Genomic DNA, 23251 nt, shown 5'->3' with positions numbered 1-23251 from the left:
CAGACATGCCGGCATTTCCAAAGCGCTGGAAGGTCAGCGCTCACGAACTTATTGCCGAGACCTTCTCCAGCCGCATCTGGAAGGTTGTCCGCGAAGACGGCTCGCCGGCCATCGTCAAGGCGCTCAAACCTTTCGACGATGTCGAGGACGAGTTGCGCGGCGAGCATTATCTCGCCTGGCGGCGCGGCGAAGGCGCGGTGCGGCTGCTGGGCCGCGACGGCCACCGCATGCTGCTCGAATATGCCGGCGACACCCTGCTTTCCGAGGTTCTGGACAAAGACGGCGACAACGCCGCCACGGCTATCGCGGCGGCGGTGATGGCGAGGCTGTTTTCGCCATCAAAACACCCTGCCCCGCCAGACCTGCAGCTGCTGCGAACGCGGTTTGCCAGCCTGTTCAAAAAAGCCAAAGCCGATCGCGACGCCGGGAAGCCGAGCCTCTATGTCGAGGCCGCTGAAATCGCGCACCGGCTGCTCGATACCCGGCACGCGGTCAAGCCGCTGCATGGCGACCTGCACCATGACAACATCCTGCAGGGCGCGCGCGGCTGGCTGGCGATCGACCCCAAGGGTGTGCTCGGCGATCCCGGCTTCGACGCCGCCAACATGTTCTACAACCCGCTCGAGTGCGACGACCTTTGCCTCGATCCGGAACGGATCACGCATATGGCTGACATCTTTGGCAAAACACTCGGCCAGACGCCGGCCGCCATTCTCGACCATGCCATCGCCTGGGGCTGCCTGTCAGCCGCCTGGCATTATGAGGACAAGAATGCGGTCGACGAGAACCGCGAACTATCGGTCGCCGAAGCGATCCGAAAGGTGCGGCTCAGCTTCTGACTGATATCTGGTGCGGCAGCGGATAGGCGCCCTTGGTGCCGCGCCAGTGTGCGGCAGCAAAACCCAGCAGGATAAGGGCGAAGGCCTGATGCGTCAGCGCCATGTGCAGCGGCACCTGCATCAATAGCGTGCCGATGCCGATCGAGGCCTGCACCACAACGAGCAGGAACAGCAGCGTCGCGCGCCGCGCATGTGTCGTTCCCGGCTGACGCCGGCGTGTTGCGATCATGTGCCAGAGCGCCACGACGAAGACCGTATAGGCGCCCAGCCGGTGAACGAACTGCACCGTCTTCGGGTTCTCGAAGAAATTGCGCCAGGCCGGTTCGAGCAGCAGCAGGTCGCTGGGGATGATCTTGCCGTCCATCAGCGGCCAGGTGTTGTAGCTCAGGCCAGCGTCGAGCCCGGCGACCAGCCCGCCGAGATAGATCTGGACGAGCGCCAGAAACACGATGAAACCGGCCAGTCTCTGCGTCGACCGGTCGGCGGCAGGTTCTGAGTGCGGCGCCAGCCCACGCGCGACCACCATGGTCGCGGTGAAGATCAGCGCGGCAAGCGTCAGATGCGTCGCCAGCCGGTACTGGCTGACGGAGACACGGTCTACCAGGCCGGAGGCCACCATCCACCAGCCAATGGCACCTTGCAGGCCGCCGAGCAGAAGAATGCCGAGCAGTTTTGGCCCAAGGCCGCGCTCGATGCGCCGCGTCGCCCATAAGACCAGCAGCGGCAGGCCGAAGACCAGGCCGACACTGCGCGCCAGGATGCGGTGCGCCCATTCCCACCAGAAGATCGACTTGAAGGCGTCGAGGCTCATGCCCTTGTTGAGCTCGGCATATTGCGGGATCTTTTGGTAGAGCTGGAATTCCTCCTGCCACTCGGCATCGTTGAGCGGCGGTATCACGCCGTGGATCGGCTTCCACTCGGTGATCGACAGGCCCGAATTGGTGAGCCTGGTGGCGCCACCGACCAACACCAGCGCAAACAGCACCAGAAGCACGACATAGAGCCAGCCGCGCACCAGCGCCCGGTTGTTGAGGTCGCGGTCGCGGGTCGTGTAAGGCGCGGCAGCTGAGATGGCGGCCATGGATTTGTCCCGGCAGTTGCAACTGGCGGATTGGTGAACCATCGCAACCCGGCTGACAAGACCGGGCGGCGCGGCACGCCGTCGCGCCGCAACTGCCGGGTTGCACAGGCGCCCGGTTGGGCCTAAGCGAAGGCGATCAACGAGAACGCCTCATGCCCATCCGCCTAAAAAAGCTGATCGGAACCTTCCTGCTGGTGGCATTGGTCATCATCTACGCGCTGGTCGCGTCGATCATAGCCGTGGCGCAGCTGTCGGAATCCGGCCCGCTGGTGCATTTCCTGTTCTTCCTGTTCAGCGGCCTGTTCTGGATACTGCCGGCGATGGGCATCATCAAATGGCTGATCCTGGAGCCGCGGCCGAAGGGCTGAGGAGCTCGGCCTAGCGCGTAAACTCATAAGCGCGCATGGTTAGATCATGGGCGAATGTCTGGTTTTGAGACGAAAGCGGCCATTATCGGTTGCCATTGCCTTGTGGCCGAAGGGCCAAGCCGACTCCAGCAGGGTGGCTCCGGCGACTAAAAAGTTAGTCATTCCGGAAAGCCGGCCTTATGAAGGCCTTCGACGTACATGTCTCGCAACGCCAGGTCGCGATAGGGCTGGGATTCGACCCAATGGCTAATCTTGAAATGGGGGTTTGTTGCCAGATATAGCGTAGCCTCTTCACGCGCTTCCTCGAACCTGCCGAGCCGCGCTAGGATCGACGCCAAATTAACCCTGGATTCGGTTCGATATGTTGCATCATTCCTCAGCGTCTTCACTGCTTCCTCATACTTGCCGGCAGCGGATTGGGCACCTCCGAGTAACCAGAAATACCAGCTCGGCGGGCGCGGATTCAGGCGCAATGCCTTCTCGATGCAGGCTATGGCCTCTACTCCGCGACCTTCATAGGTCTTCAGATCCCCGAAGTTTGCCCAAGCATCGGCATCGTTCGGGTTGAGCCGCAGCGAAATCTCGTACTCTTTGGCTGACTCGTCCCACTGGCGCTCGAGGAGGAGTATGAACGCGAGTACCCAATGCGTGCCAGAATTTTCGGGATCGAGTTCAATCGCCTTTCTTGCCGACGCCATAGACTGTCGACGAAAGGGATTCATCGGATGGTTCCTGAAGACCCAGGCCTCGCACTGACTGATCGCCAACCAGCGATAGGCATCCGCGTAGTTAGGATCGAGCGCGATGGCCCGCTCGAATAAGGGAATGGCCGCAACGCCCGCCTCCGTGGAGTGTGCCCATTCAGCCCGCCCCCGTAGATAGAGATCATAGGCCCCCAGGTTCGTTGGCCGATATCGCTCCTTCAGGTTTGCCGCGGCCAACTTGCCGGCGAGCCCCTCCACAATCTTGCCGACGACTTCGTCTTGTGCCGCGAAGATATCGGCAAGGTCCCTGTCGAAGCGATCCGCCCAGATGTGCCCACCGGCGGGTGCATCGATGAGCTGGGCATTGATCCGAACACGATCCGCCACCCGTCGGGCGCTACCCTCCAGTACATATTTCACGCCAAGTTCGCGAGCGATCTGGCGGGTGTCTACCGATTTGCCCTTATAGGCAAAGGATGAGTTCCGGGCGATAACGAAGAGCTCGGGCACTTTGGAGAGGTCGGTAATCAGATCCTCCGTCAATCCATCGACGAAATACGCCTGCTCGGCGTCAGCACTTATATTCACAAAGGGGAGGACGACTATTGACGGCTTGACGGGAAGAGAAAGTTCAACGGTCGAGGTGACCGCCGCGGCTCCATCCTTGCCCGCGAGCCGATAGGTTTGGATCGGTCGATCGATGTTTTTGAGAGTCTGCGGGCCCAACGAAACGAATGAATGTGGCAGCTTGCCGTTAATCTGCTCGAAGACACTTCCCGAGATGCACAATCCCCCGGGCTCCGACAGACTCTCGAGTCGAGCCGCGACGTTGACTCCGTCGCCGTAGAGATCGTTGCCCTCCACCATCACATCGCCGAGATTAATTCCAGCACGCAATACGATGCGTCGATCCCCAGCCAAATCTGCATTCGCGATATCCATAGCTTTCTGCAATTCGACAGCGCAGTCTACGGCGTTGACTGCGCTTCCGAACTCTATCAGCGCGCCATCCCCGATCAGTTTGATGATGCGACCGTGATGTTTGGAGATCATTGGCTGAAGGATCTCTCGACGCCGAGATTTGAGCGTAGCCAAGGTACCTACCTCGTCGCGCTCCGTGAGGCGGCTATAGCCAACCACGTCGATGGCCAGAATGGCAGCAAGGCGGCGTTGAACGCGTTCCTCGGACATCGCAGGGGTGCTCTCGGTGCAGCAAATTGTATTTGCATCCCCAGGAGGAGTCTATTGGCCTGATTTGCCGCTCTGGGTCCATTCAGGTCGGTTTGGCCAGTCTCTGATACGTCTAAACTGGCTTCGATCCGCATTTGGCTATGCGCATATGAGTCCACACCCTAAATCGTCACCACCATCTTGCCGGCATTGGCCAGCGGTGTCGTCACGCCCGACAGCATGGTGCGGATATGGGCGACGCTCTGGTAGCGGCCATTGACCGAGATGCGCGGCAGCGCATGCAGGAAGCCGGCGTGCTCGGCATGCAGCACGCCATGGCGGGTCGTCACCGCCGAGGCGTAGCCGGCATCGCGGGCAAAGCCGACTTCACGGCAGCCGACGGCGCTGGCATAGCCATAGGGATAAGCGAGATGGCGCGGTTCTTCGCCGAGTTGCGCCTGCAACTGGCGCCTGACGTCGCCGATCTCGTGGCGCGCATCGGCTTCGTCGAGCCGCTTCAGATTGCGATGGTTGACCGTATGCGCGCCGATCGTCACCAGCCTGTGCCCGGCCATGGCGCGTATATCGTCCCAGGTCATCAGCGTACTTGAGCGCAAGCCATCGAGTTCGATGCCGTTCGAGCGAGCGAGTTCGCGCAGCACGGCGCGCTGATCTTCCTCGCGCACCTCGAGCGTCAGATAGGCGTGCAGGCGCGCATTGGCCTGGAGTTTCTTGCCGTGGGTCGAGCAATCGATCGTCACCGGCCCCTTCGGTGTCGCCAGCGTCAACCGGTCGCGTGCGTTGACGATGTCCTCGACGACGTCCCACCACAAATCGGCACTGCCGTCGATCAGGCCCGGCGCGACATAGATGGTGATCGGCGCGTCGTGCTTTTCCAGCACCGGCAGCGCCTCGGTCATGTTGTCGCGATAGGCGTCGTCAGCGGTGATGGTGGCGAACTGGCCGTCCTTGCCGCCGGCCTTGATGCGCTCGATCGCCTCGTCAAGCGTGACGAAGGCATAACCCCTCGCCTTCATATCGGCGACGAGAGCGTCGAGGAAACGTGGGGCGATGTTGAGGTGGCGGTTGACGCCGTCGGGCTTTTCCGGCGTGGCGGTGACCCGGTGCAACATCAGGATGGCGCCGATGCCGCCGACGAAGGGCTTGGCCAGCGGTGCGAGGCCGGTAAAGCGGGCGATGTTAAGCGCCAGTTTCCGAACTGCCTCCCCGCCGTCGATCATTCATTCACCTTTTGCGCCTAGGCTCAATCCAAGCACGGAACGCGCCGACGCGAACTCCCTGATCGCGACGAATACGCCTTAAGGATTGAGGTATGGTTGACGCCACCGCGTCATTTGACGGCAATCGGCTCGCCGCAAGCAAGGCGTCTGCGCGCGCAACCGCTGCCGACCAGACCAGCCTGTCGGCGTCGATCGCCGACGCTGCCGCACTCGCCTCTTACGGGGAATTCTGCCGTTCGGCCTTGTTTGCGCCGGCGCAGAGCGCGGCCTGGGCCTGTGCCTGGACAGCGCAGGCCAATCCCGATGCCATCGTCGCCACGCTGAAAATCGAGGACAGGCCGGTGTTCTCGCTGGCACTGGAAATCACGCGAACTGGTCCATTTTGCGTCGCCCGCTTCATGGGCGGACGTCATGCCAACGGCAATTTCGCCGCCGCCGATCCGACCTGGCTGGCAAAGACCGATGCTGGGGCGATCCGCAGGCTGGTGACGGCGATCGGCAAGGCGCGTCCCGATGTCGACCTGATAGCGCTGGAAAGGCTGCTGCCCGATCTCGAAGGCGTTGCCAATCCGCTCGCGACGTTCTCCAATTTTCCAAGCCCAAACCTGTCGCTTGCCGTCGACCTCGATGGTGGTTTCGATGCCTTGCTCTCCCGCGCGAGCGGCAAGCGCAAACGCAAGAAGCACCGGTCGCAGACGCGCAAGTTCGAGGCGGTCGGCAGTCATCGCCGCATCGAAGCGCGGACACCGGATGAGGTGAACAGGCTGCTCGATGCTTTCTTCGAGATGAAGGAGTTCCGCTTCGCCAAGATGGGCATCGCCAATGTGTTCGGCGAGCCGGAGGTGCGCGCTTTCTTCCGCACACTGTTTGCCGGCGCGCTCACCGAGGAGAAACCGGCCTTCGTGCTGCATGGGCTTGAGGTCGCCGGCAAGCTGCGCGCGATCACCGGCTCGAGCCGCTCGGGCAAACGGCTGATCTGCGAATTCGGAGCCATTGCCGAGGACGATCTCGGCCACACCAGCCCCGGCGATTTCCTGTTCTTCGACAACATCCAGGAAGCCTGCGAGACAGGTTTTGAAGTCTATGATTTCTCGGTCGGCGACGAGCCCTACAAGCGGCTCTGGTGCGATATCGAGACCCGGCATTTCGAGGTGCTGGTGCCCTTGACGCTGAAGGGACGAGCCCTCGCATCGGCGCTGCGACAAGGCGTGCGGGCGAAAGCCTTCATCAAGAACAGCCCGACGATCTGGAAGCTGACCAAGATGCTGCGCCGCAAGGCGGCCGGACAGGCGGCGCCAGCCGCCACGGAAGACGAAAACTAGCCATCAGAAATTGAGCGCTTCGCGGAGCGCTGGACCGGCCCTGACCCGCAGGTCGAGATCTGCCTCGATGTGGTCGATATGGTGCAGCATCAGCCGGCTCACCAACCCGCAATCGCCGCTCTCCAGCGCGCCGACAATCCCCGTGTGCTCGCTATGCCCGCAGGCTGAAACGTCACGGTGCGCGAGATGTCGAAAAGCGTATCCGCCTTGCTTTCTGGCGGCTTGGTGCCGGGCGCCAGCCAAGCGCAGATCGCCTCGGCAATGCTGGGCGTCTCAGTTTGGCAGGCGGTCCAACAGGTTTCATCTTATTCAACGAAAAAATCCTACATTCAATAGAAATATCAGACCTGGAAATCAACCTTGACGCCCATACGCCAGTGTATGAGAGGACGTTTCAGTTCTATCGATGGTTGATTCATCTACGAATACCGCATAGCCTTATCCTCCAGATGCTTGGGGGGATGAATGAAACTCATCGTCGCTTTGACCATATGCTGCGTCGAATTTATATGCCTGAGCGTTGCCGCCGGAGCAGGTGACTCCAGGACTTACATCATCTTTGGCAGCGGCTATTCTCCCTATCCTCAAGCGGTGTTAACCCTAGCCTTCAATGGCACGGACGTCACAGGGGCAATGGTGCCGTTGCGCGGCGATAGCACCCCTCCAATCAAGGTCGCCGGTGACAATGCTACCTCCGGTACTCTCAACCTCAAATTCGAAGCTAATAAGGCAATAGGCTTTGGTGGTTTTACAGAACGTTTCAAGAAAAGTGTTGAAGGAGAACAAATTACTTGGAGAAACGAATCAGGTGAGATTTCACTATCTCGCCCTTTAAATGGGGAGCCTTCCGACGCCGCAAAAACGCTGTCGATCCGAGACTGCGGTGACGCATATGGTGCCCTTGATGTCACATTTCTAGATACCGCAAATGAAAAGACGATCTTAGCATCTATATCGAAAGACAAAGAATTATCTGATTCAACAGTCCAATATCAGCAAGACGGCGTCGATCAATTTGATCTAATTGCGAAGATTGGTCACGAGGTGTCTCAGCAGGAGCTAAAGACAATCTATCCGCAACTTTTTCCTAGCGTATCTTTGTTGACTTTCTTGACCAAGAAAATGCCAGACAAAAGTCGGTACATGTTGGTTCCAATTGGAACAGAAACCTACTATGCAGTTAAGCTCCGTAAAACGGGACTATTTACGGTAGATTTTGACATTGGTGGCTGCGGAGGTGCTGATCGAAGTTATTTTACCACAAAGAAAAGCAATCTATTTGATGGAGACAAATTTTCTGAATCTAAATTTCTTTCTTTTTTGTCGATTAAAATGAGCTCATTCTTCTCTGATGGCGGCAAGTATAAGTATGATATTTCTAAACCAAAAATAACAAAGGTAAATGTCCCGCCATATCAGATAGATGCAAGCTACGAAGTAAGAATAGCTTCTGAAGTTTCACGAAATGACGTAGGTCAATGGGATCAGTTTCAGGTTTTTTTTGAGCCATTCGATAACAATACCGAAGCTGCGGGAGCATATTCTGTGGTGACTTGGGTCGAGAGAATGAAATCCATTAACCGCGGTCGAGGGAACGATAGCCCACCGGACCGATCGTACTTCACTAGGGATACGGAATATTATTTCGAGGCCATTGCTGCCACTTCGATTGCTTACGGACTTGGCGACGGAAATTGTGTGTTCGCGAGGGAGGGGTTTCCTGATGAAATCGAGAACCAGAGCATTGAAAAAATAGTTGAGAACAAGTTGCACTGCTGGAACTAGATAGTTATGTCTACGGGGTTATAGTGGTGTATCAAAATCAGATTAGGACGTTGGTGGCACTAGTCATCCTACTAGGTCATTTGGCCGTTTTCTTAGCCGGACTCATGCTAGGGATCTTTGGACCTCTAGCCGGAACGGACGTTATCCAGATCATCGTTATGACTCTTCCGGTTCTTGGTGCGACTGCTTTCGCAGCGCTAAATTATGTTCTTGAGAACGAAAAAGGGGTGGCTCGCGCCTACAAAGTTAGCGCAGGGTTCACGTTCGTAGTTTTACTGTTCCCAATTTGCTTGCTGAGCGCGGTCTTCGCCATCTTTTATTTTGTCTATGTTCAAATTCCCGGCTTCGGTCCAGACAACATGAAGGTTAGCCTGGGTGGAGTCGAGACTATGTTCGGCTCTTATCTAGGCGCGATATCATCAAAACTCTTTGGAAAGACTGTTTATACGCCGGCAGACTCACAACCCACTGAACAGGATTAGCCATACTTAAATATAAACTGCGCTGAGTTCGACGCTGTTATTCCAATCGTCGCCCGAGTAGCCTGCATTTCCTCAAAAATTGAGAGCTTCGCGGAGCGCTGGTCCGGCCCTGACCCGCAGGTCGAGATCTGCCTCGATGTGGTCGATATGGTGCAGCATCAGCCGGCTCACCAACCCGCAATCACCGCTTTCCAGCGCACCGACCATTTCCGTGTGCTCACTGTGCCCGCAGGCCGATACGCCAGACCGTCCGTAAAGGGCGATGACCAGCGACGAACGGGCCACCAGCTCCTCCATGAAGCGCTGCAGGATGGCATTGCCGGCGACGGAGGCAAGCAGCAGGTGGAAATCACCCGACGCCTTGATTTCGGAGCGCCGAGCGGTTGGGCCGCGTTCGGCGATGAAGCGGCCTTCCTCGTCGAGCTGCGCCCTGAACGCAGCAAGGTTGGCCGCGGTTACGCGCCCGCAAGCAGCGATGGCGATGCCCGGCTCGATCAGCCGGCGGGAGGCGAACACCTGGCGCGCTTCCTCGGGTGACGGATTGGCGACGAAGGCGCCGCGGTTGCGCTCGGTGCGCACCAGCCCCTCGAAGGACAGCATCTGCAGCGCCGCGCGCGCGACGGTGCGCGAGACGTCGAACAGCGTGCCGACCTCGCCTTCCGACAGCTTGGTGCCTGGCGCCAGCCGACGGTCGACGATGGCGTCCCGCAGATTGTCGCGGATCGCCTGGGCGCGATCCTGATTGGCGCTGTCGGCTGCGGAATAGATCTGATCGGCGATATTCATGGCGATGATGGTTCCCGCCCCCTTCTAGCGCGACTCGTCGGCTGCGCACGAGTGGCAAAGTGGACACGAAGCTAAAAAAGATTGCATACGATTCTTGTGCAAATCGCGAACAATCGCCCATAATTTGTGCAACGCACAAGGCAGCTCGCCAGATAGGCAGCGCTGCCGAAGCCTGATTTTTCAGACAATTCAACCGCTTGGCCGCTGACCCGCAAATTGGCACGCATGATGCTTTGGTTAATGCGACCAAACGGGAAAGCCTGAATGTCCAAAGCCGCCGAGATCGACATCGTGTCCGTTTCGAAAGTGTACGGAACGACGACTGCCGTCGAGGCCATCAGCCTGAAAATACCGGCAGGCACCTATTGCTGCCTGCTGGGTCCCTCCGGCTGCGGCAAGACCTCGACGCTGCGCATGATCGCCGGCCATGAAAGCATTTCGTCGGGCGATGTCCGGCTTGGCAACACTGTCGTCACCGACCTGCCGCCCGCCAAGCGCGGCACGGCGATGATGTTCCAGTCCTATGCACTGTTCCCGCATCTCGACCTCATCGACAATGTCGCGTTCAGCTTGAAGATGAAGGGCGTCGACAAGGAAAAGCGCCGCGCCAAGGCGCTCGACATGCTCAAGCTGATGCAGATGGAAGCCTATGCGACGCGCCGCCCCGCGCAGCTTTCCGGCGGCCAGCAGCAGCGCGTCGCACTCGCCCGCGCGTTGATCACCGACCCGGAGGCGCTGTTGCTCGACGAGCCGCTGTCGGCGCTCGACCCGTTCCTGAAAATCCGTATGCGCGCCGAGTTGAAGAAGCTGCAGACTTCGCTCGGCATCACTTTCGTCCACGTCACCCACAGCCAGGAGGAGGCCATGGCTCTGGCGGATCTGATCGTGGTGATGAATGACGGCCGCATCGAACAGGCGGCACCCCCACGCGATGTGTTCGAAAGGCCGGCCACGGCCTTTGTCGCGCGCTTCATGGGTGACCACAATGTCATCTCCGGCCGGGTCAGCGGCGCGCGCGACGGCATGGTCGTTTTCGACGTCAATGGCGGCGCCTCGCTCGCCGCCTGCGGTCAGGGTCAGGACGTGGGGACGCCAATCGATATCGCCATCCGCACCGACCATGTGCGCATGGGTGAAGCGCCCTCGCCCGGCCTCGGCTTCACCGGCATCGTCTCCAACATCGAATATCGCGGCGCCACGGTGAAGCTGTCGGTGACCGGCGCCGGCATCGACGATTTCACGGTCATTCTCGACGATTCCGACTTCTTCGCCAAACCCGTCGCCATTGGCGACGCCGTACCGCTCGCCTGGGATTCCGAGGATGCGATTGTCCTCGGGCGCCTTCATTCATGAATTCAACGAAGCAAAACAAAACAGGGGAATAAGCATGACAAACACACCGCAAACCAAGACTGGCATTTCGCGCCGCTCGCTGCTCAAGACTGGCGCCGCCGCCGTCGGCCTCGCCGCCGGCTCCGGCGTCATCACCGGTTTCCCGACCATCTGGGCGCAGTCCAACATCACGCTGCGCCAGTTCGGCACCGGCGTCTCGAACCTCAACGCCATCGCCGACAAGTGCAAGGCCGACCTCGGCATCACGCTTGAGATGACGGCGACCGATTCGGACGCGGCCGCCCAGCGCGCCGTGACCCAACCGGACAGCTACGACATCGCCGACATCGAATACTGGATCTGCAAAAAGGTATTCCCGAGCGGCGTGCTGCAGCCGATGGATGTCAGCAAGCTGAAATACTACGACGAGCTGGTGCCGCTGTTCAAAACCGGCAAACTGACCCCCGACAGCGTCATTGCCCAGGGCACCGCGCCGCACACGGTCGGCTATGTCGAGGCGCAGGACTCAAAGACCTTCGCCAAGGCGCCCACCAACTGGTTCACCATGGTGCCGACGATCTACAACGCCGACACGCTGGGCATCCGCCCCGACCTCGTCGGCCGCGACATCACCACCTGGGCCGACATCATGGACCCGGCCTTCAAAGGCAAGACCGCGATTCTCAACATCCCGTCCATCGGCATCATGGATGCGGCCATGATCATGGAGGCCACGGGCAACATCAAATATGCCGACAAGGGCAACATGACCAAGGAAGAGATCGACAAGACGATCGACTTCCTGATCAAGGCCAAGCAGGCCGGCCAGTTCCGCGCCTTCTGGAAGTCGTTCGACGAGAGCGTCAACCTGATGGCATCGGGCGAAGTGGTCATCCAGTCCATGTGGTCACCGGCCGTCGCCGCGGTGCGCTCCAAGGGCATCGCCTGCCGCTTCCAGCCGCTCAAGGAAGGCTACCGCTCCTGGGGCGGTGGCCTTGGCCTCGCCGCCCATCTCAAAGGCGCCGAGCTCGACGCGGCCTACGAATACATCAACTGGTACACATCAGGCTGGGTCGGCGGCTATCTCAACCGCCAAGGCTACTATTCCGCCAACATGGTCTCGGCCAAGAAGTTCATGTCCGAGGACGAGTGGGGCTACTGGATCGAGGGCAAGCCGGCCAAGGGCGAGATCAAGGCGCCCGACGGCACCGTCATGGAAAAGGCCGGCGCCGTGCGCGACGGCGGCTCCTTCGAGGAACGCATGGGCAAGGTCGCCTGCTGGAACTCGGTCATGGACGAGGACCGCTACATGGTGAAGCGCTGGAACGAGTTCATCGCGGCGTAAGGGAACAAGCCGCTCCCTCCTCTTCGCCTTCTCCCCTTGTGGGAGAAGGTGGATCGGCGCGTAGCGCCGAGACGGATGAGGGGTGCGTGACGGAGTACCGTCATTGCCAAGCTGGAACACCCCTCATCCGACCGAGCTTCGCTCGGCCACCTTCTCCCACAAGGGGAGAAGGAAAGGCCGCTCCGCAAACCTGCAACGAGAGCATTGATGACCGTCGCGCTCGAACGCCCTGCAATCGCGGCCACCACACCCGGCAAGCGGCGCCGCTTGTCACTCAGTGCCGTCGCGCCCTATCTCCAATCGGCACCGCTGGCACTCATCCTCGGCGCGTTCCTGCTTCTGCCCATCATCATGATCGCCGTCGTGTCCTTCTGGGATTACGACTTCGCCGCCATGTATCCGGATTTCCTGACGACGAACTATTCCGACGTGCTTGGCTCCTGGGTGACGTGGAAGACCTATCTCAACACCATCAAATTCGCTGCCATCGTCTGGGCGCTGACCTTGGTCATCGGCTTCTGGGTGGCCTATTTCCTTGCCTTCCACATCCGCACCACGGCCATGCAGATGGTGCTGTTTCTGGTCTGTACCGTGCCGTTCCTGACCTCCAACATCATCCGCATGATCTCGTGGATCCCGGTGCTCGGCCGCAACGGCTTGATCAACTCGACGCTGGTACAGCTCGGGCTGGTGCCGAAACCCATCGAATGGCTGCTCTATTCCGAATTCGCGGTCGTGCTCGCCATGGTGCATCTCTACACGCTGTTCATGGTGACGCCGATCTTCAACACGCTGATGCGTATCGACCGTTCGCTGTTCGAGGCCGCGCGCGATGCCGGCGCGTCCGGCTGGCAGGTGCTGTGGAACGTCGTCATCCCGCTGGCCAAGCCCGGCATGGCGATCGGCACCATCTTCGTCGTCACTTTGGTGATGGCCGATTTCTCCACCGTGCAGGTGATGTCAGGCGGCCAGAGCGCATCGGTGGCGCTGATGATGAAAAACCAGATGTCGCTGCTGCAATATCCGGCCGCCGCCGCCAACGCCGTGGTGCTGCTGGTGTTGGTGCTGCTGATGGTCGCCGGCATTCTGCGCATCGTCGATATCCGCCGGGAGCTTTGAGGTGAGCTACGAAAAACGCACCCTCGAATTCTACGTGCTGGCGGCCTTCTTCGCGCTGTTCGTGCTGTTCCTCTACGGCCCGCTGTCGGCGATCCTGATCCTCTCCTTCCAGGGCGAGACCGGCGGCCTCACCTTCCCGCTCAATGGCGTGTCGCTGCACTGGTTCGCCAATCTGTTCGAGCGCCAGGCGGTCGGTGATTTCGGCGGCAGCTTCAAGCGCTCACTGGTGCTCGGCCTGATGGTGATGGTCGTCACCGTCGTGGTGTCGCTGCTGGCGGGGCTTGCTTTCCGGCAGAAATTTCGCGGCGCCACCGCATTGTTCTATCTGGCGGTCGCCAGCCTCGTCGTACCCTCGATCATCATTTCGCTGGGCATTGGCGTCGTCTTCCAGCAGATCGGCCTCCGCCCGGCGTGGTACACATCGGCCTTCGGCGCGCACCTGACCTGGACCTTGCCGTTCGGCGTGCTCATCATGTTCGCCGTCTTCAACCGCTTCTCGCCAGCCTATGAGGAAGCCGCGCGCGACCTGGGCGCCTCGTCCTGGCAGACCTTTGCCCATGTCGTGCTGCCGATGATTGCGCCGAGCCTGATCGGCGTCGGCCTGTTCGGTTTCACGCTGTCCTATGACGAGTTCGCCCGCACGCTGATGACGTCAGGCACCTTCAACACGCTGCCGCTCGAGATCTACGGCATGACCACCAATGTCACGACGCCGGTGCTCTACGCGCTCGGCACAGTGACCACCGTGTTCTCCTTCCTGGTGATCCTGGCGACGCTGGGCGCCATCCTCTATGTCGGCCGCAGGCGGGCTAGGGTTTGATTGTGCAGATACTGGTGGTGAACCCCAACACGACGGCGAGCATGACCGAGACGATCGCGGCGGCCGCGCGCGGCGTCGCTGGCGCCTGGACAGAGGTGGTGGCCGTCACCTCCTCCATGGGTCCGGCGTCGATCGAGGGCTACTACGATGAGGCGCTCGCCGTGCCCGGCCTGCTGATGGAAATCGCTGCCGGTGAGCGTGCAGGCGCGCAGGCGGCCATCATTGCCTGTTTCGACGATACGGGACTGGATGCTGCGCGCGCCATGGCTGCCATCCCCGTTGTCGGCATTTGCGAAGCCGCACTCAGTGTCGCGTCATTCATCGCCCAGCGCTTCACCGTGGTGACGACCACCGAACGCTCGCGTGTCCCTGTCGAGGGGCTGGTACAGCGCTACGGCATGGCCGGGCGTGCCCGCGTGCGCGCCGCCGACATTCCGGTGCTCTCCCTCGAAGATCCGGCGTCGGGCGCCGTCGAGAAACTGCGCGCCGAGATCGCCCGCGCAATCGAGGAAGACCGCGCCGAAGCCATCGTGCTCGGCTGCGCCGGTATGGCCGACCTGGCCCATCAGTTGCAGGAAGAGTTCGACCTGCCGGTCATCGACGGCGTCGGCGCGGCGGTCAAGCAGGCCGAGGCGCTGATCGCACTGGGGCTCTCAACCTCGAAGCGCGGCGCCTATGCCAGCCCGCTGGCCAAGCCCTATCGCGGCGTGCTGAAATCCTTCTCGCCCGGAACGATCGCCGCGGAGTGAGCCATGAAGCCGACCATCCGTGCACTGTCGCTGCAAGAACTGGCTGTTCTTATCGATTGGGCTGCCGCCGAAGGCTGGAACCCCGGCCTTGACGATGCCGCCGCGTTTCAGCCAACCGACCCTGAAGGCTTCATCGGCGCCTTCGTCGGCAACGAGTTGGTCGCCGCCATCTCGTCTGTCGCCTATGGCAGCAGTTTCGGTTTCATCGGTCTTTACATCTGCCGACCAGATATGCGCGGCCAAGGCCATGGCAAAGCGGTCTGGAGCGCCGGGATGGCCAGGCTGGCCGGCCGAACAGTTGGCCTCGACGGCGTCGCAGCACAGTTGGCCAACTACCGGCGCAAGGGATTCAGGCCGGCTTACGAGACCATCCGCTTCAGCGGCCGTACCGCAATCCCCTCGGTCCGAAGCGAAGGGGTGCGGGTGATAAGCACGCAACTCGTGCCTGACATCATCGCCTATGACGCCAAATGCTTCCCCGCACCTCGGCGAGCCTTCCTGCACCGTTGGTCGCAACCACCGCATGTCGGGTTCGCCGCGATCAGTTCACTCGGCACCATCGGTTACGCCGTGGCTCGTCCCTGCCGTTCGGGTTACAAGATCGGCCCGCTGTTTGCCGACGACACCGAGACGGCGATGCAACTGTTGGGCAGTCTGGCTGGCGCATGCCAAGGCGGCGACCTGCATATCGACGTTCCAGCCGGCAATAGCGATTTCACTGCGGCGCTTACAGCGATCGGTTTCACGCCGACCTTTTCTACCACCCGCATGTACAAAGGCCCGCCTCCGAAGGTGGCCTCGCGCCGAATATTTGGCGTGACGACCCTGGAGTTAGGCTAGATCCCCACGCAGCCTGACAGGCCTGGCCAGGCGCGTGCGCTTCTTCATACCGCGCAGCTGAGAGCTTTGGTTTTTGGAAACCGGCGAGCAACGGACGACCGGCTTTGCAAGAAATCGGTGGGGCAAGAAACTGGCAGGCGCCGCCTAAGTGGAAGTGTCGGATGACTCAGGCGGCGCTACGTCGTCCCGGCACGGGGTTTCCCGGCGTCTCATGGCCAATCGGCGTCACCAGAGTGAGATCGGGATAGCCGCTTTCGATCAGCTTGACGGCAGCCTGCGCCACCTCATCGTCGGCTTGCAGCATGGAGAGAAAGACCTCGGTGCTGTCGCCGACCAGTCGGCTGATGCCGTGCGCGTCGGCCGGTCCGCATTCGACAATGACCAGATCATAAGCGGTGGTCAGCGACTGCATGATGATCGGCAGCCGGTCGGCGGCGCGCATGGCGCGGACCGGATCGGCGGTGCCGACGGGAACGACATGGCAGTCGGAATAGAGGTCGGCGTGGATGACGTCGCTGAACTGCGCTTCCGATGCCAGCAGATTGGTGATGCCGGGGAACAGCCCGCTGTCCAGCATCGGTCGCGAAGCAGCGCCCGATGCAGTCAGGTCGAGCAGCAGCACGCGCAGGCCGGCGTCGGAGACTTCGCGAGCCACCAGCACGGCCGAGGCCGCAGCCTCATCGCCCTCTGGCGAGACGAAGATAGCGCGCGCAGCACCACTGGCGATCAGCTTTTCCGCGGCCTTCTCGACATCGATCTCGCCAAGGCTGGAGCGTACCGGTTCGGGTTCGGGGTCTGCGACCGCTGGTTCTTCCAGCGCTGTTGGGGCCGGCTCGGGAACCGGCTTCGGCTCCAGTTCATGCTCCATGTCCGCCGGCCGGTCTTCCGCCTCCTCGGTCACAGCCGCCACCGGTTCCGGCTCGACGACCGGCGCCGATGCGACAGGCATTGCGACCTGTTCGATGCGCTCGTATCGGGCGCCGGGGGCCGGACGCATGGCGCGGCCCGAAAACAGCTCCTGCAGAAGCGTGATGATCGACATCAGCAGCAGCGAGCCGACGAAAGCGGCGCCGACGATCGGGACCAGTTTGGGGAAATAGGGCTCCGAAGGCACGCGGGCCGCGGAAAACACGCTGGCATCGACCGGCAGATAGTTCTTGCGCGAGGACACTTCGCGGAAACTTGTCATATAGGATTCAAGCTGCTGGCGCCGAACGTTCGCCTCACGCTGCAGTGCATCCAGTTGGACCTGCTCCTCGCCGGCGCGCGACGACGCCGCCTTCAGCTTGTTGACGTCCGATATCAGCTGGTTTTCACGCGCCTGGGCGGTCTGCGCCTGCGTCAGCAACCCGCGCATGATTTTTTGCGCCTCGTTGCGGATCTGGCCGTCGAGATCGGCAAGCTGCGACCTCAGCGCCCGCAAGCGCGGATGGTTGTCGAGCAAGGTGGTGGAGAGATCGGCGATGTTGGTCCTGAGCTCGATCTGACGCTCACGCAGCCGCTGGATCAGATCAGAAGAAAGCACTTCGGGTACAGCGTCCAGCGAGCCGCCATTCTGCAACGCCTGCCGCACCCTTTCGGCCGTTGCCTCGGTCGAGGCGCGGTTGGCGCGCACACGCGACAGTTCACTCGACAGTTCGGACAATTGCTGTGTCGCCAGCACCGAATTGTTGCCACCCATCAACAGGTCCGACTGCGCGGAACGGAAGGCCGCGACCTTGGCCTCTGCGTCCCTCACCTGCTTCTGCAGATCGTCGATCTCCGGCCCCAGGAAGGCGGTCGCGGCGGCGTTCGACTTGGTCTTGGCATCCGCCTGGTAGGCCAGGTATGCGGCTGCAATGGCATTCGGAACGTCGGCGGCAAGCTTGGGATCTTCCGAGGAAAATTCGACGGCGATGGCACGCGTCTTTTCCACGCCATAAATATTGAGCTTGTCGCGCATCTTCATCAGCACGCGCTCGTCGAGCGGAATCTCTTGCGGATCGCTTTTCAGGCCAGCAGTGACCAGAAGCCAGCTCACCGGCGACATGTCGAGCGCATCGTTGAATTCGGGCTTGTCGCCCAGATTCAGTTCGCCAGCCACCTTGTTGAGAATGTCGGACGAGGAAATGACCTGGACCTCGGTGGCTACACCTTCGGCATCGAGCACGGGTTTGTCGTCGTCATTGGTGCCGGCAGGCCGCGTATAGGCCGATTCGCTCAACTGGATTTTCAGCTGCGTCGTCGCCTTGTAGTGCGGCGTGGCAAGCCAGGCGAAGGCGAAGGCAAGACCGGTGACGATGAGCGTGACCACGAGGATGCGCAGCCAGTTCCTCGCCAGGCTGGCGAAGAGCTGTCTCAGGTCGACATCGACATCTGCGGCCGCGGACTGAACGGACATGCATTCCTGCTCCGGAACATGAGTCTAGGAAGTACCGTAAACAACTATGGTAACTCAGGCGTTAAGATGGCGGTAAGCAGCCGTTAGGGTTTGCTGCCAGCGAGTAAACAAAGGCCGTGAAACTACTCGGCTTTTTGTCGATTGCCGCCAAATCGGCCGCGTCCCTTTACCGGCCATTAACCCTAACAGGATGATAACGAACTCAGATCCTTAAGGTTTGCCGCCGCGTCATGGCGGCCACAGCGACGAAGGTATGTGTCCGATTATGAAAAGCGCTGCTGGTCTGTTTCGCGCTCTGCTGGCCGTGTCGATGCTCGCCGGCTGCTCCAGCTACCGGCCGACGCCGGCGGCCTTCCACGAAGTGCTCGACCAGCCCTACCGGCTCGGCGCCGGCGACCGTGTCCGCGTCACCGTGTTCGAGCAGGACGGGCTGACCAACACCTACAGCGTCGACCAGTCCGGCTACATGTCCTTCCCGCTGGTCGGCGCCGTGCCGGCACGTGGCCACACGGCCCAGCAGCTGGAAAAAGAGATCGCCGACAAACTGCGCCAGGGCTATCTGCGCGACCCCGACGTGTCGGTCGAGATCGACCGCTACCGGCCGATCTTCGTCATGGGCGAAGTGGGCGCGGCCGGCCAGTATTCCTATGTTCCGGGCCTGACCGTGCAGAAGGCGATTGCGATTGCCGGCGGTTTCTCGCCGCGCGCCAACCAGGAAAGCGTCGACATCACCCGCGACATCAACGGCAAGGTGATGACCGGCAGGGTGGTCACCTCCGACCCCTTGCTGCCTGGCGATACCGTTTACGTTCGCGAACGCCTGTTCTGACATCAACGTGGCGGACCAACTCAGGATCGTCCACTGCTTTCGCTCACCCGTCGGCGGGATCTTCCGGCATGTGCGCGACCTGACGGAAGCGCAGCTCGCCGCCGGACATATTGTCGGTATCGTCTGCGATTCGACCACAGGCGGCGAATACGAGGAACGCCTGTTCGACCAGATGAAGGACAGCCTGGCGCTGGGCATCCATCGCACACCGATGCAGCGCCATGTCGGGCCGGGCGACCTCGCCTCGGCCTGGCGCACCTACAGAATCATCAAGGAATTGCGGCCGGACGTGTTGCACGGACACGGCGCCAAGGGTGGCGCCTATGCCCGTCTGTTCGGCTCATTGTTGCGGGTATCAAGGTCTCGCGTAGCCCGCCTTTATTCGCCGCATGGTGGCTCCCTCCACTATGACGAAACGACGACGACCGGAAAGCTGTTCTTCGCGCTGGAGCGCTTCATGGCGCGCTTCACCGACTGCCTGTTGTTCGTCTCCGACTATGAGCGGCGCACCTATCGCAGGAAGGTCGGTGAGCCGCCGATCCCGAACACGCTGGTCTACAACGGCCTGCGCGCCGCCGAATTCGAGCCGGTGGTGACCGCGCCTGACGCTGCCGACCTGCTCTACATCGGCATGATGCGCGACCTCAAAGGACCCGACATTTTCATCGAGGCACTGGCGCTGGCAGGCCCCCAGCTTGAGCGTCGCCTGACCGCGGTCATGGTCGGCGATGGCGACGACCTGCCGCGCTACCACGCGCAGGTGAAGCGACTGGGGCTGGAAAAACAGGTCCGCTTCCTGCCACCAATGCCGGCCCGGGAAGCCTTTGCGATGGCCGAGCTGGTCGTCGTGCCGTCGCGTGCGGAAGCCATGCCCTACATCGTGCTGGAGACGCTGGCAGCCGGTAGGCCGATGATTGCGACCGCTGTCGGCGGTATCCCCGAAATTTTTGGTGAAGACTCCCCTGCCCTGATCCGTCCTGATCCGCGCCAACTCGGCGACAAGATGCGTGAGGCGCTGGGCGACTTCGACGCCTATCGACGCGTCATGCCCGATACCGCCAGCCTCAAGGCGCGCTTCGGCGTCGATGTGATGGCCGCTGCCATCGAAAAGGCCTATTTCGCCGCGCTTAGCAAATAGCTACTTCCCGAAACCACAGGTTGTCTCAAGGTTTTTTTAGCTCTCTTTCTGCTATGGTCATGGCGGAAGCTTGTGGGAAACCCGATGAACGAGACCGACCCCACGCGCCGCTTCTCAGCCGATGCGGTGCGCAAATTCGACGGTCCTGCCGAGCCCCCTTCGCCCGGCGGCATGAACAGTGTCGCCCGCCAGGTCGCCTCGCAGTACAGGCGCGATACGATGTCGCCGGTCATGGTCAGCGGCGTGCTGCGCATCGTTGAATTCGCCTTGCTGTTCCTGTCGGGGCTCGTGCTCTACTTTGATTTTGTCGGCTTCTTCACTTACCTCGCCTGGCAATATCCGCTGACCATCGCCGCCGCCTCGTTCGTGGCCGTGGTGCTGCTCGACGTCTCCGACTGCTACCAGATCTCCGCCTTGATGCGGCCGATCTCCAACCTCGGCCGCGTGCTGATGGTCTGGGCCGGCACGTTCGCGCTGATGGCGCTGACGGCCTTCATCATGAAGATGTCGGAGGATTATTCACGCCTGCTGTTCGGCACATGGTTCGTTGTCGGCCTGCTTCTGCTGTTCGGCCTCAGGCTGGTTATGTCGAAGCTGATCCGGCGCTGGGCGCGCGACGGCCGCATGGAACGCCGCGCCGTCATCGTCGGCGGCGGCAAGGCGGCCGAGATGCTGATCCGCTCGGTTGAAAAACAGCCCTACAACGACATCCGCATCTGCGGCATCTTCGATGACCGCGGCGACAAGCGCTCACCGCCGATCGTGGCCGGCTATCCCAAGCTCGGCACCATTTCGGAACTGATGGAATTCGCCCGCATCGCGCGCATCGACATGCTGATCGTGTCGTTGCCGCTGACTGCCGAAACGCGCGTGCTGCAGTTGCTGAAGAAGCTCTGGGTGCTGCCGGTCGACATCCGGCTGTCGGCGCATTCGAACGCGCTGCAGTTTCGCCCGCGCGCCTATTCCTACATCGGCTCGGTGCCGATGCTCGACATCTTCGACAGGCCGATCAACGACTGGGATTCGGTCGCCAAGCGCGCTTTCGACATCGTCTTCTCGCTGATCGGCATCATCCTGTTTTCACCGGTGATGCTGGTGACCGCGATTGCCATCAAGCTCGACAGCAAGGGGCCGGTGCTGTTCAAGCAGAAGCGGCACGGCTTCAACAACGAGATCGTCGAAGTCTATAAATTCCGCTCCATGTACACCGACCGCTCGGACCCGAGCGCCAAGCAGACGGTGACCAAGAACGATCCGCGCGTCACCCGCGTCGGCCGCTTCATCCGCAAGAGCTCGATCGACGAACTGCCGCAGTTCTTCAACTCGCTGTTCGGCTCGCTGTCGCTGGTCGGTCCGCGCCCGCATGCGATTGCCGCGCAGTCGCACAACCTTCTCTACAACGAGGTGGTCGACGGCTATTTCGCCCGCCACAAGGTCAAGCCCGGCGTCACCGGCTGGGCGCAGATCAACGGCTGGCGCGGCGAGATGGACACCAATGAAAAGATCCGCATGCGCACGGAGTACGACCTCTACTACATCGAGAACTGGTCGATGCTGTTCGATTTGCGCATCCTGATCCTGACGCCGCTGCGGCTGCTCAATACGGAAAACGCCTATTGAGCGCGATTTCCCATGAGGTGCCGCGGGCCGCGGTCAGCACGTTGCCGCCTTCGGCGGTCAACACCAAGCTGATCGCACTGATATCTTCAGGCGCAGTGTTTCTTGGCGTCTTCCTCTCGGGCTTCGTCATCGACGAACCGGCGCCTTACGATCTCTTCATGGTCGGGCTGATCGGCGTGTGGGCGCTGTTTGGCCTGCGCATATCGCGCGCGGCCGTGCCGCTGCTGGTGCTGCTGATCACGATGAACATCGGCGGCATGATTGCCATGACGCAGATGGCCGATCTCGCCAACACGCCGCTCTATCTCGCTGTGTCGCTATTCCTCGCCTTCACCGCGGTGTTTTTCTCGTCGGTGACGGCGGTGCAGCCCGGCCTCTACCGGCTGATCTTCATCGCCTATGTCTTCTCCGCGGTGGCCACGGCGCTGCTCGGCATTGCCGGCTATTTCCACGTCTTCCCCGGCGCCGAGATCTTCACCAGATACGACCGTGCCCAGGGCGCCTTCCAGGACCCGAATGTGTTCGGGCCGTTCCTGGTTCTGCCCGGCATCTACCTGCTCTACCTCATGCTGACCGGATCGATCGCGCGCATGCCGCTTCTGGCGGTGCCGCTTTTGATCATCACCGCCGGCATCTTCTTTTCCTTCTCGCGCGGCGCCTGGGGCATGTTCGCCGTCTCGGCGATCCTTCTCACCGGCGCGCTGTTCCTGCAGAGCAACAGTGGCAAGTTCCGGCTGCGCGTCGTCATCATGACCATCGCGGCTGTCGCGCTGCTGGTGGTCGCCATGATCGTCATCCTGCAGCTGCCGGGCGTCAGCGAGATGTTCTCCAGCCGCGCCCAGCTGGAACAGAGCTACGACACGGCGCGCCTTGGCCGTTTCGCCCGCTACACGATCGGCTTCCAGATGGCGCTCGAGCATCCGCTTGGCATCGGTCCGCTGGTGTTCGGCACCATTTTTGGCGAAGACACGCACGACATTTGGCTGAAGACGCTGATGGACTATGGCTGGCTCGGCTTCGTCTCGTTCCTGTCGCTGACGCTGTGGACGATCGCTGCCGGCTTCCGTATCCTTTTGCGCGATCGGCCATGGCAGCCTTATCTCTTGTGCGCCTACGTCGCTTTCATCGGCAATATCGGGCTCGGCACCTTCATCGACATCGACCACTGGCGCCATCTCTACCTGCTGCTCGGCCTGATCTGGGGCGCGATTGCGCTGGAATACAGGCATCAGCGGGGATTGCGGGCGGTGGCAATCCGAATCGGTGGGAAAGCCGCCGAGTTCGGATGACTCCGCCCTGCC

Annotated in this window: 20 protein-coding genes and 1 pseudogene; 15 read left to right on the top strand and 6 right to left on the bottom strand. The window is 61.1% G+C overall.

Annotated elements, in window-relative coordinates; genetic code table 11:
• Positions 1-5: 5 nt before the first annotated feature.
• Positions 6-839: an aminoglycoside phosphotransferase family protein gene (locus AC1DYC_RS04160; protein ID WP_477404202.1), complete on the top strand. Its 834-nt coding sequence runs from the start codon at positions 6-8 to the stop codon at positions 837-839.
• Here the strand turns inward: AC1DYC_RS04160 and AC1DYC_RS04155 are convergent.
• Entirely contained in the window at positions 829-1920 is a 1092-nt protein-coding gene (locus tag AC1DYC_RS04155) for a COX15/CtaA family protein (protein ID WP_477404200.1), read from the bottom strand. The two genes, AC1DYC_RS04160 and AC1DYC_RS04155, sit on opposite strands and share 11 nt — an antisense overlap.
• A gap of 152 nt (positions 1921-2072) precedes the next feature.
• Here AC1DYC_RS04155 and AC1DYC_RS04150 point away from each other — a divergent pair, with 152 nt between their 5' ends.
• Positions 2073-2288, top strand: coding sequence for a DUF2842 domain-containing protein (locus AC1DYC_RS04150; protein ID WP_477232828.1), 216 nt, complete (start codon positions 2073-2075; stop codon positions 2286-2288).
• 158 nt (positions 2289-2446) lie between these two features.
• Here AC1DYC_RS04150 and AC1DYC_RS04145 read toward each other — a convergent pair whose 3' ends face one another.
• Positions 2447-4183 carry an adenylate/guanylate cyclase domain-containing protein gene (locus tag AC1DYC_RS04145; RefSeq protein ID WP_477404198.1) on the bottom strand — a complete coding sequence of 579 codons (1737 nt, stop codon included), beginning with the start codon at positions 4181-4183 and terminating at the stop codon, positions 2447-2449.
• A 161-nt stretch (positions 4184-4344) separates the two neighbouring features.
• Positions 4345-5403, bottom strand: a complete 1059-nt coding sequence (locus AC1DYC_RS04140) for a polysaccharide deacetylase family protein (RefSeq protein ID WP_477404196.1) — start codon at positions 5401-5403, stop codon at positions 4345-4347.
• 92 nt (positions 5404-5495) lie between these two features.
• On the opposite strand from AC1DYC_RS04140, the gene AC1DYC_RS04135 reads away from it, so the two are divergent.
• Complete coding sequence (locus AC1DYC_RS04135) at positions 5496-6725, top strand: GNAT family N-acetyltransferase (RefSeq protein ID WP_477404194.1); 1230 nt, start codon at positions 5496-5498, stop codon at positions 6723-6725.
• 3 nt (positions 6726-6728) lie between these two features.
• Here AC1DYC_RS04135 and AC1DYC_RS04130 read toward each other — a convergent pair.
• A pseudogene (locus AC1DYC_RS04130) lies at positions 6729-6896 on the bottom strand (GntR family transcriptional regulator); the annotation flags it as partial.
• Between the two features lie 294 nt (positions 6897-7190).
• Here AC1DYC_RS04130 and AC1DYC_RS04125 point away from each other — a divergent pair.
• Both AC1DYC_RS04125 and AC1DYC_RS04120 read left to right on the top strand, forming a co-directional pair.
• Complete coding sequence (locus AC1DYC_RS04125) at positions 7191-8510, top strand: hypothetical protein (protein ID WP_477404192.1); 1320 nt, start codon at positions 7191-7193, stop codon at positions 8508-8510.
• 53 nt (positions 8511-8563) lie between these two features.
• Positions 8564-8992, top strand: a complete 429-nt coding sequence (locus tag AC1DYC_RS04120; RefSeq protein WP_477404190.1) for a hypothetical protein — start codon at positions 8564-8566, stop codon at positions 8990-8992.
• A 72-nt stretch (positions 8993-9064) separates the two neighbouring features.
• On the opposite strand, the gene AC1DYC_RS04115 is transcribed toward AC1DYC_RS04120, so the two are convergent.
• Entirely contained in the window at positions 9065-9778 is a 714-nt protein-coding gene (locus AC1DYC_RS04115) for a GntR family transcriptional regulator (protein ID WP_477404188.1), read from the bottom strand.
• A 264-nt stretch (positions 9779-10042) separates the two neighbouring features.
• On the opposite strand from AC1DYC_RS04115, the gene AC1DYC_RS04110 reads away from it, so the two are divergent.
• The 6 genes from AC1DYC_RS04110 (at position 10043) to AC1DYC_RS04085 (ending at position 15983) form a co-directional block, all read left to right on the top strand.
• On the top strand, positions 10043-11131 hold the full coding sequence (locus AC1DYC_RS04110) for an ABC transporter ATP-binding protein (protein ID WP_477404186.1): 1089 nt from the start codon (positions 10043-10045) through the stop codon (positions 11129-11131).
• Between the two features lie 34 nt (positions 11132-11165).
• Entirely contained in the window at positions 11166-12455 is a 1290-nt protein-coding gene (locus AC1DYC_RS04105; protein WP_112561348.1) for an ABC transporter substrate-binding protein, read from the top strand.
• 207 nt (positions 12456-12662) lie between these two features.
• Complete coding sequence (locus tag AC1DYC_RS04100; RefSeq protein WP_477404184.1) at positions 12663-13574, top strand: ABC transporter permease; 912 nt, start codon at positions 12663-12665, stop codon at positions 13572-13574.
• A gap of 1 nt (position 13575) precedes the next feature.
• Complete coding sequence (locus AC1DYC_RS04095) at positions 13576-14394, top strand: ABC transporter permease (protein ID WP_477404182.1); 819 nt, start codon at positions 13576-13578, stop codon at positions 14392-14394.
• Positions 14395-14396: 2 nt separating this feature from the next.
• On the top strand, positions 14397-15143 hold the full coding sequence (locus AC1DYC_RS04090) for an aspartate/glutamate racemase family protein (protein ID WP_477404180.1): 747 nt from the start codon (positions 14397-14399) through the stop codon (positions 15141-15143).
• Positions 15144-15146: 3 nt separating this feature from the next.
• Positions 15147-15983 carry a GNAT family N-acetyltransferase gene (locus AC1DYC_RS04085; protein WP_477404178.1) on the top strand — a complete coding sequence of 279 codons (837 nt, stop codon included), beginning with the start codon at positions 15147-15149 and terminating at the stop codon, positions 15981-15983.
• Between the two features lie 166 nt (positions 15984-16149).
• On the opposite strand, the gene AC1DYC_RS04080 is transcribed toward AC1DYC_RS04085, so the two are convergent.
• Positions 16150-18363 (bottom strand): GumC family protein, encoded by a 2214-nt coding sequence (locus AC1DYC_RS04080; RefSeq protein WP_477404176.1) that lies wholly within the window; start codon positions 18361-18363, stop codon positions 16150-16152.
• Positions 18364-18628: 265 nt separating this feature from the next.
• Here AC1DYC_RS04080 and AC1DYC_RS04075 point away from each other — a divergent pair, with 265 nt between their 5' ends.
• From AC1DYC_RS04075 to AC1DYC_RS04060, 4 genes are all read left to right on the top strand, one after another.
• Positions 18629-19192, top strand: a complete 564-nt coding sequence (locus AC1DYC_RS04075; RefSeq protein WP_112561792.1) for a polysaccharide biosynthesis/export family protein — start codon at positions 18629-18631, stop codon at positions 19190-19192.
• A 7-nt stretch (positions 19193-19199) separates the two neighbouring features.
• On the top strand, positions 19200-20330 hold the full coding sequence (locus AC1DYC_RS04070) for a glycosyltransferase (protein WP_477404175.1): 1131 nt from the start codon (positions 19200-19202) through the stop codon (positions 20328-20330).
• Positions 20331-20414: 84 nt separating this feature from the next.
• Positions 20415-21950, top strand: coding sequence for an undecaprenyl-phosphate glucose phosphotransferase (locus AC1DYC_RS04065; protein WP_477404173.1), 1536 nt, complete (start codon positions 20415-20417; stop codon positions 21948-21950).
• Positions 21947-23239: an O-antigen ligase family protein gene (locus tag AC1DYC_RS04060; RefSeq protein ID WP_477404171.1), complete on the top strand. Its 1293-nt coding sequence runs from the start codon at positions 21947-21949 to the stop codon at positions 23237-23239. The genes AC1DYC_RS04065 and AC1DYC_RS04060 overlap by 4 nt, the downstream gene beginning before the upstream one ends.
• Positions 23240-23251 lie beyond the last annotated feature (12 nt).

The sequence above is a fragment of the Mesorhizobium sp. P2_E7 genome (genome assembly GCF_056403855.1).
This window is presented reverse-complemented; position numbering and strand designations above follow the sequence as displayed.